This window comes from Arthrobacter sp. UYNi723 (assembly GCF_054057635.1).
Window position 1 is genome coordinate 64,344 of the sequence record NZ_JBSRZM010000024.1, and the last position, 11,169, is coordinate 75,512.

At 66.0% G+C, this 11,169-nt stretch carries 9 protein-coding genes; 6 read left to right on the plus strand and 3 right to left on the minus strand.

Translation table 11 applies throughout. The features are described 5' to 3' along the window. The first annotated feature begins 71 nt into the window (after positions 1–71). From ACVWY0_RS17185 to ACVWY0_RS17195, 3 genes are all read left to right on the plus strand, one after another. Positions 72–1,277 carry an argininosuccinate synthase gene (locus ACVWY0_RS17185; RefSeq protein ID WP_056343011.1) on the plus strand — a complete coding sequence of 402 codons (1,206 nt, stop codon included), beginning with the start codon at positions 72–74 and terminating at the stop codon, positions 1,275–1,277. A 6-nt stretch (positions 1,278–1,283) separates the two neighbouring features. Continuing rightward, the gene (gene argH, locus ACVWY0_RS17190; protein WP_485837743.1) at positions 1,284–2,723 is read left to right on the plus strand and encodes an argininosuccinate lyase; all 1,440 of its coding nucleotides are present in this window, start codon (positions 1,284–1,286) and stop codon (positions 2,721–2,723) included. A 140-nt stretch (positions 2,724–2,863) separates the two neighbouring features. Beyond that, on the plus strand, positions 2,864–3,601 hold the full coding sequence (locus tag ACVWY0_RS17195) for a maleylpyruvate isomerase family mycothiol-dependent enzyme (RefSeq protein ID WP_485837744.1): 738 nt from the start codon (positions 2,864–2,866) through the stop codon (positions 3,599–3,601). Between the two features lie 2 nt (positions 3,602–3,603). On the opposite strand, the gene ACVWY0_RS17200 is transcribed toward ACVWY0_RS17195, so the two are convergent. Then, a complete protein-coding gene (locus ACVWY0_RS17200; protein ID WP_058929435.1) occupies positions 3,604–4,125 on the minus strand; it encodes a methylated-DNA--[protein]-cysteine S-methyltransferase in 522 nt (173 codons plus the stop codon). Next, a complete protein-coding gene (locus tag ACVWY0_RS17205) occupies positions 4,122–5,648 on the minus strand; it encodes a DNA-3-methyladenine glycosylase 2 family protein (RefSeq protein ID WP_485837745.1) in 1,527 nt (508 codons plus the stop codon). Before ACVWY0_RS17205 ends, ACVWY0_RS17200 begins: the two co-directional genes overlap by 4 nt. 78 nt (positions 5,649–5,726) lie before the next feature. Between ACVWY0_RS17205 and ACVWY0_RS17210 the strand changes: the two genes are divergently transcribed. Continuing rightward, a complete protein-coding gene (locus ACVWY0_RS17210) occupies positions 5,727–6,377 on the plus strand; it encodes a DNA-3-methyladenine glycosylase (protein ID WP_485837746.1) in 651 nt (216 codons plus the stop codon). On the opposite strand, the gene ACVWY0_RS17215 is transcribed toward ACVWY0_RS17210, so the two are convergent. Further along, positions 6,347–6,982 carry a GNAT family N-acetyltransferase gene (locus tag ACVWY0_RS17215; protein ID WP_485837747.1) on the minus strand — a complete coding sequence of 212 codons (636 nt, stop codon included), beginning with the start codon at positions 6,980–6,982 and terminating at the stop codon, positions 6,347–6,349. The two genes, ACVWY0_RS17210 and ACVWY0_RS17215, sit on opposite strands and share 31 nt — an antisense overlap. A 155-nt stretch (positions 6,983–7,137) precedes the next feature. Between ACVWY0_RS17215 and ACVWY0_RS17220 the strand changes: the two genes are divergently transcribed. Both ACVWY0_RS17220 and tyrS read left to right on the plus strand, forming a co-directional pair. Next, positions 7,138–9,366: a HelD family protein gene (locus tag ACVWY0_RS17220; RefSeq protein WP_485837748.1), complete on the plus strand. Its 2,229-nt coding sequence runs from the start codon at positions 7,138–7,140 to the stop codon at positions 9,364–9,366. A 79-nt stretch (positions 9,367–9,445) separates the two neighbouring features. Then, a complete protein-coding gene (gene tyrS, locus ACVWY0_RS17225; RefSeq protein ID WP_485837749.1) occupies positions 9,446–10,759 on the plus strand; it encodes a tyrosine--tRNA ligase in 1,314 nt (437 codons plus the stop codon). The last annotated feature ends 410 nt before the right edge of the window (positions 10,760–11,169 follow it).

Genomic DNA, 11,169 nt, shown 5'->3' on the forward strand with positions numbered 1-11,169 from the left:
CTTTCCCCAGAACGTTTTTCCCTGAAGAATTTCCCCGATCAACATCTACAACCCCAATTAGGAGCATTTTCGTGACTGAGCGCATTGTTCTGGCCTACTCCGGTGGCCTCGATACTTCCGTAGCCATCGGCTGGATCGGTGAAGCCACCGGTGCCGAGGTCATCGCCGTAGCGGTCGACGTCGGACAGGGCGGCGAGTCGCTGGAGACCATCCGCCAGCGCGCCCTCGGCTGCGGCGCCGTCGAAGCCTACGTGGCCGACGCGTCCGACGAGTTCGCCAACGAATACTGCATGCCCACGCTGAAGGCCAACGCCCTCTACCAGGGCCACTACCCGCTGGTTTCGGCCATCTCCCGGCCGGTCATCGTCAAGCACCTGGTCAAGGCAGCCCGTGAATTCGGCGCCACCACCGTGGCCCACGGCTGCACCGGCAAGGGCAACGACCAGGTCCGCTTCGAAGTGGGCATCCAGACCCTCGGTCCGGACCTGAAATGCATCGCACCGGTCCGCGACCTCGCCCTCACCCGCGACAAGGCCATCGCCTTCGCCGAGGAAAAGGGATTGCCGATCGAGACCACCAAGAAGAACCCGTACTCGATCGACCAGAACGTCTGGGGACGCGCCGTCGAAACCGGTTACCTCGAGGACATCTGGAACGCGCCCACCAAGGACATCTACGACTACACCGCGACGCCGGAGTTCCCGCCGGCCCCGGATGAGGTCACCATTTCGTTCGAAGCCGGCGTGCCGGTAGCGATCGACGGCGTCCGGGTCACCCCGCTGCAGGCCATCAAGGAACTGAACCGCCGTGCCGGCGCGCAGGGTGTGGGCCGGATCGACGTCGTCGAGGACCGCCTCGTGGGCATCAAGTCCCGCGAAATCTACGAAGCCCCCGGTGCCATGGCGCTGATCACCGCGCACAAGCACCTCGAGGACATCACCGTCGAGCGCGAGCAGGCCCGCTTCAAGGCCACTGTTGGCCAGCGCTGGGCCGAACTGGTCTACGACGGCCAGTGGTTCTCACCGCTCAAGCGCTCCTTGGACGCGTTCATCGAAGACACCCAGAAGTACGTCACCGGCGACATCCGCATGGTGCTGCACGGTGGACAGGCGATCGTCAACGGCCGCCGCTCCGAGACCTCGCTCTACGACTTCGACCTCGCCACCTACGACACCGGCGACACGTTCGACCAGTCCATGGCGCGCGGCTTCATCGAGCTGTGGGGCATGTCAGCCAAGGTTGCCTCCGGCCGCGATATCCGCGTCGCAGGAAAGTAAATATCGGTGGTTGAGCCTGTCGAAACCCCGAAATCCGACGCGACCAACACCGGCGCACTGTGGGGCGGCCGGTTCGCCGGCGGCCCCGCGGATGCCCTCGCAGCCCTGAGCAAGTCCACGCACTTTGACTGGCGGCTGGCCCGCTACGACATTGCCGGCTCCAAAGCGCACGCCCGCGTGCTGCACAAGGCCGGGCTGCTGGACGACGCCGAACTCGACGGCATGCTGGACGCCCTGGGCCGGCTGGATGACGACGTCGCCTCCGGCGTGTACTTGCCGGCGGAATCCGATGAGGACGTGCACGGGTCACTGGAACGCGGCCTGATCGAGCGCGCCGGCACCCAGCTGGGCGGCAAGCTCCGCGCCGGCCGGTCCCGCAACGACCAGGTGGCCACGCTGGGCCGGATGTTCCTGCGTGACCACGCCCGGATCATCGCGCGCGGCGTGCTGGCAACCATCGAGGCGCTGGTGGGGCAGGCGAAGGCGCACCAGGGTGTGGCCATGCCAGGCCGTACTCACCTGCAGCATGCCCAGCCAATCCTGCTCAGCCACCACCTGCTGGCCCATGCCTGGGCGCTGCTGCGCGATGTGCAGCGGCTCCAGGACTGGGACAAGCGCGCGGGGGTTTCGCCTTACGGTTCCGGTGCCCTCGCAGGCTCGTCGCTGGGCCTCGACCCGGAGGCCGTCGCGGCGGACCTGGGCTTCTTTTCCGCCACCCACAACTCGATTGACGGCACCGCATCGCGCGATGTCTTCGCCGAGTTTGCGTGGGTTACGGCCATGATCGGCGTGGACCTGTCCCGCGTTTCGGAGGAAGTGATCCTGTGGGCCACCAAGGAGTTCTCCTTTGTGACCCTGCACGATTCCTACTCCACCGGCTCCTCGATCATGCCGCAGAAGAAGAACCCCGACGTCGCCGAACTGGCCCGCGGCAAGGCAGGGCGCCTGATCGGCAACCTAACCGGGCTGCTGGCTACGCTCAAGGGACTGCCGCTCGCGTACAACCGCGACCTGCAGGAGGACAAGGAACCGGTCTTCGATGCCGCCGACACTCTGGAGCTGCTGCTTCCGGCTGTCTCGGGCATGATCGCGACGCTGAAGTTCAACACGGAACGGATGGAGTCGCTGGCACCGCAGGGCTTCGCGCTGGCCACGGACATCGCGGAGTGGCTGGTCCGCCAGGGCGTTCCGTTCCGCGAGGCGCACGAGCTCTCCGGCGCGGCCGTGAAGCAGGCCGAAAGCCGCGACGTGGAGCTGTGGGACCTGACGGATGAGGAATACGCCGCTATTTCGGAGCACCTGACGCCGGAGGTCCGCACGGTCCTGTCCACCGAAGGGTCGCTCAACAGCCGCAACTCACAGGGCGGCACCGCACCCGCCGCCGTCGAACGCCAGCTGCTCGCGCTGGAAGCAGAGCTCGCCGGCGTGCGGGACTACGCGGCCTAACCCCCAGACGCTCTCTCACTTTTGAGGCGATTTCAGCCAACGCTCCTGCAGTCAGTGCAGGAGCGTTGGCCGATTTCGCACCAAAGCTGCGAGAGCGTTGGGCGTTAATGGGCGTTAACTCTGTCGGCTACCATGGCGCTATGACTGAGATCACTACTTCAGAACTACTGGCCGAACTGCATAATGCCGCCGACGCCGTGGCCTCGACCGCCGCGAAATTCACCGATGAGGATGTCAAGGCACCGTCGGGACTGCCCGGCTGGACCCGCGGGCACGTCCTGGCGCATCTCGCCGGTATCTCCAACGCCATGGCGCGGCAGCTGGAATTTGCCGCCCGCGGCGCCACTGTTGAGCTGTACGACGGAGGCCAGGACGGACGCACGAAGGCCATCGAGATGGCCGCCGGCCACAATGCGGATGCGCACCGGGCTGACCTGCAGGCCGGCCTGGACCGGGCACTGAAGGCTTTTGATTCGCTGGAAGGAGACGCCGACTGGCAGGCCTCCATTGCCTACCGTGGAGGAGTGGTCTTCGACGGCGGCCTCGCGCTGTGGCGTGAACTGGTGATCCACACAGCGGACCTGGACGCGGGCCTCGGGCCCGAGATGTGGAGCCGGAAGTTCTGCGAGCACCTCTTCGACTTCCTGGCGGCCCGTGTCCCGCCGGGGGAAAAACTCGTGCTGCAGCCACTCGGGCTCCCGCCCGTGACCCTTGGCCTCGGCCGTTCCACCGTCATCAACGGGATGATCACTGACATTGCCGCCTGGCTGGCCGGCCGTGAACCAGCGCTCGGCAGCCTGCGGGCAACAGCCGCCGCGGACGGCGTGGACCTCCCGGAACTGCTGCCCTGGCCATCCGGGACACCCGCAGCGCGGTAGCCCTATCCGGCTTCGCGGGCCAGCAGGCTTTCCGTTGCTTCGCGGGCCAGCAGGCTCTCCTTGATGGCCAGGCCCCAGCGGAAACCGCCCAGGGAACCGTCTGTGCGGATGACGCGGTGGCACGGCACAAACAAGGCAGCCGCGTTGAACGCACACGCGCTGGCCGCGGCCCGGACCGCCTTCGGATTTCCGGAAAGCTCGGCATACTCGGTGTACGTCACCGGTGACCCGGGACGAACGGTCCTCAGCACATCCCAGGCGTGCGACCGGAACGGCCCAGACTTCTGGCGCACGGGGACGGCCATGGCAGGCGCGGGATCGCCGGCATAGAAGGCCTCCACGGCCCGGGAGATGCTGCCCAGGTCCGTGACCGCTTCGACGTCGCCCGGCCGCAGCTCGGGGTGGATCTGGCCGGTCAGCTCACCCGGCTCGGCGGTCCAGCCCGAGGCGAGGACCACGCCGTCCTGGGCAAGGATGGTGAACGGTCCGTCCGGGGTGGACATCACTAACAGCTGGGCTTTCATAGCATCGCTTTCTCTGGAACGGCTTGTATAGGTTTGGAGGATTTGGACTCCGCGGCGGCGCGCCACAGGTGCATGGTGGCGTAGGACCGCCACGGGCTGACCTCGCGGAAATCGGGGCTTGGCGTCACGCCAGGCGCCTCAACGCCGCCGCCGTCTTGGTTCGTGAGGGCTGGGGCGAGTGCCCGGATGCCGTTTCGCACCGCGGCGTCGTTGGCCAGAAACACGTCCGGCGCGCCGAGGACACGCATTGCCACGTAGCCCACGGTCCACGGGCCCACCCCGGGAAGGGGAAGCAGCTTGGCGCCGAGCCCGGGCAGATCGTCCCCGTAGCCAAAATCCAGTTGGCCTCCAGCCAGGGCCGACGCGGCGGAACGGATGGCGTCAATCCGGCGTTGCGGACCGCGCAGCAGCGTGTAGCCGGTCTCGGCGATTTCGGCCGCGGTGGGAAACAGCCGGTCAAGGCCCTCGCCGGGGACCGCGCTGGGACTGCCGGCTGCGGCCAGCTGCGTCAGTGCGGTGCGGGCCGCAGCCACGGTGATTTGCTGCCCGATCATCGCCCGGATGAGCAGCTCCCGCGGATCCACCGCGCCGGGCATCCTGATGCCCGGCGCACTGGCAACCGAGGCGGCCAGGCGGGGCTCCTGGGACAGGGCACTGTCGATGGCTACCGGATCGGCGTCGAGGTCGAAGAGCCGGCGTACCCTGCTTAGCAGTGCGGGCAGGTCCCGGAGGTCCACCGCGCCGATGGTGAGGGTCAGCGGCCGTCCGGGAACGCCGTCGTCGTAAGTCACGCTGAAGCGGGCATCGCCATGCGGAAGCTGCAAAGTACGGGCGTACGACGTCGGCGTCCCCGCCTCGATCCCGGGGATCGCCCTGACGGCGAGGAAGGAAAAGATACCGGGATCGAACGGTACGCGGTACGGCAGGCTCAACGTCAGCGACGTCGCGGCGGCAGGGGAGCGGTGGTGCCTGGCGGTCGCGCGCAGGGCAGTGGGCGTCATGGCGAACACCTCCACCATGGTGTCGTTGAACTGGCGGACGCTGCTGAAGCCGGACGCGAATGCGATGTCCGCCAGCTTCATCGCTGTGGACACCAACAGGGTGCGGGCGGTCTGGGCGCGGCTGGCCCGGGCCAGGGAGAGCGGGCCGGCGCCGAGTTCGTGGCTGAGGATCCGGTTGAGCTGGCGGGAGGAGTATCCCAGACGGGCGGCGAGGCCCTCCACCCCGTCCCGGTTGATCACGCCGTCGTTGATCAGGCGCATCGCGCGGCCCGCCAGGTCCTGCCGGATGTTCCACGCAGGCGTGCCTGGCACTGCTTCGGGGAGGCAGCGCTTGCACGCCCGGTAGCCGGCGTCGTGCGCTGCGGCAGAGGTTTCGTAGAAGGTGACGTTCACGGCTTTCGGGGTCCTGGCGGGGCAGGACGGGCGGCAGTAGATGCCGGTGGTCCGGACAGCAGTGTAGAACTGCCCGTCGAACCGGGTGTCCCGCGCGTCAATCGCGCGGTAGCGCTGCCAGAAGTCCATGCCCTCCATCCTGCCAGCCAGCGACCGGGACTGCTAGCGGAAATCGGACACGGCCGTGGCGTTCGATAGAGTCGGACCATGACCGCCAGCCTGAGTCCCGCCAGCCCGGATCAGCTCCGCGAACTGCTTTCCGGCGACGCCCGGAGGGTCGCTCCGCGGCTGCTGGGATCCGTACTGACCCACCACAGCCACGAGGGAACTGTGGCTGTGCGGATCACCGAGGTGGAAGCGTACATGGGTCCCGGCGACTCGTCGGATCCGGATCCCGGCTCCCACACTTTCCGTGGCCCCACGGCCCGCAACGCGCCCATGTTCGGCCCGGCCGGCCACCTCTACGTCTACTTCACGTATGGCATGCACTACTGCGCCAACATCGTCTGCGGCCCGGCGGGCACCGCATCTGCCGTCCTGCTGCGGGCGGGCGAGGTGGTGGAGGGGCAGCACCTCGCGATGGTGCGGCGTCCGACGTCGAAATCGGCCCTCGACTTGGCGAGCGGCCCGGCCCGGCTGGCCACCACGCTGGCCCTCACTACCGCCGACAGCGGCCGGGATGCGCTGGCTGACCCTTTCGAACTGCGGCTGCCTTCGGTGCCCGCTCCCGTGTTCAGTTCCGGGCCGAGGGTGGGCGTTTCCGGCGACGGCGGCTCCGCGACGTATCCCTGGCGCTTCTGGCTGCCAGGGGATCCCACCGTGTCCCGCTACAAGGCGGCGAAGGTGCGCCGGGCATAATCAGTCCCGCCGGGGTGGTCTCCCGCCAGGGCGAACGGCGCCAACCGGTGCTGGAGGCGCTGTTGCACCGCGGGCCATTCCTGCCCCAGGATCGAGAACACTGCGGAATCCGCACGTGTGCCGTCAGGTGCCAGGCGGTGGCTGCGCAGCACGCCCTCGAACGTTGCCCCCAGCCGTTCGATGGCTGCGGCGCTGCGCACATTACGTGCGTCGCAGCGAAACGCAACGCGCTGAACGTGAAGGCCTTCGAACGCAAAGCCGAGCAGGGCGTGCTTGCTGGCGGGATTTACGTGCGTGCCCCAGAACTGCCGTCCAAAGAAGGTGCCGCCAACTTCCACGCGTTGCTGGGCGGCATCGAACGTATTCAGCGCGGTTGTGCCCAGGAGGGCTCCGGTCCGCTGGTCCGTCACGGCGAAGGCCAGGCTGGCCGGGTCCTCAATCCTGGCCGCAAACAGCCCCGAAAGCTCGTGCGCCGTGGCCGGCAGGGGCGCGGCCATTCCTGCCCACATCGCGGCGTCCACGAAGTCAAACAGCCCTTCGGCATGGTGCGGTGCCAACGGAAGGAGTGAAAGCCCGTATCCGGTCAGGACGTTCTCGTGGTGCATTGCAGTATTGAATCACTCACGGGGCGGAACGGCTACGGAAGTGTGCGGCCTGAAAGTGAACATTGGGTGACTTCCGGGGCAGGGGACCGGCGGGCGCGTTAACCGAAATGGTTGTAGAATGGACGGTCTGTCTTTTGCGATAGGGGAACGTTTAAATGCTCGACGCCGATTTGGCCCACGAACGGAACTATGTTGCCGGCCTGTACGCGCGGCTGGAAGAGCTCCGCACGGAAAAGCGCCAGCAGTTGGCACAGGTCCGCCGGGCCGGTGCCGTGGGCACCATGCAGAATGTCTCCGAACGCGACGCCTTCGCCGCGCTCTACGAGGACCGCCTCGCCCAGCTCGACGCCGTCGACGACCGCCTGGTCTTCGGTCGCCTCGACCTGGATTCCGGTGAGGCCCAGTACATTGGGCGCATCGGCTTGACCACCGATGACCTCCAGCGGCTCATGGTGGACTGGCGCGCGCCCGAAGCCGGGCACTTCTACCAGGCAACGGCGTTTGACCGACAGGGCGTCCGCCGCCGGCGGCACCTGATTCTGCAGGGCCGGGAAGTCAAGGCCATCGAGGACGACGTCCTTGATGCGGACATGCTCGCGGACGACGCCTCGCTGCAGGGCGAAGGAGCATTGCTGGCGGCTCTGGATTCCAAGCGCACGGGCCGGATGTCCGACATCGTCGGCACCATCCAGTCCGAGCAGGACCGCATCATCCGGTCCTCCATTTCCGGTGCCCTCGTGGTGCAGGGTGGTCCGGGTACCGGTAAGACTGCTGTGGCACTGCACCGGGCCGCGTACCTGCTTTACACACACCGGGAACGGCTGAAGACTGCCGGCGTGCTGCTGGTGGGCCCGTCGTCGTCCTTTATGAAGTACATCGAACGTGTTCTTCCCTCGCTCGGTGAGACCGGCGTGGTCATGGCCAGCGTGGGTCGCCTGATGCCCGGGATCAAAGCGGTTGCCGAACCTGAGGCAGAGGTCGCGGCCATCAAGGGGCGGCTGGACATGGTGAAGGTTGTGGCCAATGCCGTGGCGAACCGGCAGCGGATCCCCGCCGAGGACCGTGTCCTGGACGTCGACGGCCGCAAGCTGGTGCTGACACGGCGGCAGGTAAGCCGGGCGCGCGAACGTGCCCGGTCCACCGGCAAGCCCCACAACGAGGCACGCCTGACGTTTATCAAAATTCTGCTCCGCGAACTGACCGAGCAGATGACCGATCTCGTGGAGGCCGGGAGCATCGGCAACAATGCCGACCGCTCGTATCTGGCAGAAGACGTCCGCACGGCCCGCGACGTCCGGATCGTCCTGAACCTGTGCTGGATGCCGATGACTCCGGAGAAGCTGATCACCGAGCTTCTGAGCAAGCCCGCAGTCCTGGCGGCCTGCACACCGAATCTGTCCCTCAGGGAGCGGTCGCTGCTGCTGCGCCCCGCTGGTGCGCCCTGGACCGAGGCCGACGTCCCGCTGCTGGACGAGGCCGCGGAGCTCCTTGGAGAAATGGACCCGGCGGCGGGACGTGGCCTTGCACAGCAGGAGCACGACCGCGCCCGGGACCTTGCCAACGCCAAGCAGACACTGGTGAACATGGGGGACATGGGTGTCGATGTCCTCATCTCCGCGGAGGAACTCGCCGATCAGAACCAGGAGCGCGAGAACCGCCTGACGGCCGCCGAGCGCGCCACCAGCGACCGCACGTGGGCATTCGGCCACATCGTGGTGGATGAGGCGCAGGAGCTTTCGCCCATGCAATGGCGCCTGCTGGTCCGCCGTTGCCCGCTGAAATCCTTCACCATCGTGGGCGACATCGCGCAGACCAGTTCAGTCGCCGGCGCCAACTCCTGGCAGGGAGCCCTGGCGCCCATGTTCGGTGACCGCTGGCAGCTGGAGGAGCTGACAGTCAACTACCGGACGCCCTCCCAGATCGCCGAAGCCGCCGCCCGCATGGCCAACGCGGCCGGACTGGTGGTTTCCGCGCCGAAGGCCGTCCGCGAGGGACGGTGGGCCCCTGTCGTCGACGAGGTTGACCACGGACAGGTGGTGAGCCGTTTGGTGGAGGTGCTTCCGGAGGAACTGGCAGCGCTCGACGGCGGCCTCCTCGCCGTGATTGCCGACGGCGACCTTCTGCCGGCTGCAACGTCAGCCCTTCGTGCCGTGTACGGCCGGCGCATCGGCAACGGCGCGGGCAGCTACGAACAGGACATCGTGGTCATCAGCCCGCGCGAGGCCAAGGGCCTGGAGTTCGACGGCGTTGTGGTGCTCGAGCCGTCCGTCATGCTCAACCGCGAGCATGGCCGGGTGGGCGATCTGTACGTCGCCATGACCCGGCCCACCCAGCGGCTCCGGCTGATCGCCGCGGAAGGTATTCCGGCAGGCATAGAAGGCTGAGCCGGTCCGCTTTGCCCCTTGACGCCCGGCGCCGTTCATTTCGGCGCCGGGCATCGCCGATCCTGCTAACTTAGAAGTCGTGTCAGAACTCAACGATCTCGAATCCCAGCAGAACGACCCCACCTTCGCCAATGTCTGGCAGGAGCTGAAGTGGCGCGGCCTGGTCCAGGTCTCCACCGATGAAGAGGAACTGGAAAAGCTCCTCGCCGGTGATCCGATCACCTATTACTGCGGATTCGACCCCACCGCGCCCAGCCTGCACCTGGGCAACCTGGTCCAACTCCTCGTGATGCGCCGGCTGCAGCTCGCAGGGCACAAGCCGCTGGGACTGGTGGGCGGATCCACAGGACTGATCGGCGATCCGCGGCCCACCGCAGAACGCACACTGAACACCAAGGACACCGTTAACGAATGGGTGGGCTACCTGCAGGCCCAGGTTCGCCGATTCCTCAGCTTCGATGGCCCCAGCGCCGCCCGCATGGTCAACAACCTCGACTGGACCGCACCGTTGAGCGCCATCGACTTCCTGCGCGAGATCGGAAAGCACTACAGGGTCGGCACCATGCTTCGCAAGGATGCTGTTGCGTCCCGCCTCAGTTCGGACGAGGGCATCAGCTACACGGAATTCAGCTACCAGATCCTGCAGGGCATGGACTACCTCCAGCTGTTCCGTGACTACGGCTGCATGCTGCAGACCGGCGGTTCGGACCAGTGGGGCAACCTCACCAGCGGCACTGAACTCATCCGCAAGGTTGAGGGCAAGAGTGTGCACGCCCTGGGTACGCCGTTGATCACCAACTCGGATGGCACGAAGTTCGGCAAGAGCGAAGGCAACGCCATCTGGCTCGACGCCGGCATGTGCAGCCCGTACGCCTTCTACCAGTTCTGGCTGAACACCGCCGACTCTGACGTTGTGGACCGGCTGAAGGTCTTCACTTTCCTGAGCCGCGCTGAAATCGAAACGCTGGCAGCTGCCGTTGCCGAACGTCCCTTTGCCCGGGAAGGCCAGCGGAAGCTGGCGTTCGAAGTGACTTCCCTGGTCCACGGTGTGGAGGCAACGGAGAAAGTCATCGCGGCGTCTGCTGCACTTTTTGGCAACGGTGACCTGTCCGCCCTGGACCGGCCAACCCTGGAAGCAGCCACGTCGGAGCTTCCGTCCGCCCGCATCCAGGTGGATGGCCTCGGGATCATTGACCTGCTGGTGGCATCCGGCCTGTCGGAGAGCAAGTCCGCGGCCCGGCGGACTGTCGGCGAAGGCGGCGCCTATGTAAACAACGAGAAGGTGTCCGACCCGGAAGCTGTTATCTCCGAATCGGAGCTGCTGCATGGCCAGTACCTGCTCCTGCGCCGCGGCAAGAAGAATCTCGCGACTGTCGAAGTCCTGGTTCCTTAGCCTTCCCAAGCCCCCATTCACGCTCCTCCGCAGCCGATTTGCACGGCCTCGGGGGAGCGTGTATTGTTTTCTGAGTCGCCGCCGTTGAGTGGTGACAAACCCCTTCACAAGAGAAGCAATTCATCGTGTGCAAAGCACGAAAATGATGAAAAGCTTCACTTTTTGATGGGCGGATTCGTTCCACAGAGTGAATATCGGGAAAATAACCCGGATTTGCAAAGTGAATAAGAATGAAATAAGCTATAAACATCGCAGCGAAGAAAAGCGAAACAAAAGAATTCATTTGAATATGAATTGTTTCGGGAATTATTCGAATGTGTCTGTTGTTTGAGAACTCAATAGTGTGCCAAGTTTGTTGATACCAATTTATTGTATTGAATTGGTTGAATTGACTGGATCCGCCACCCCGT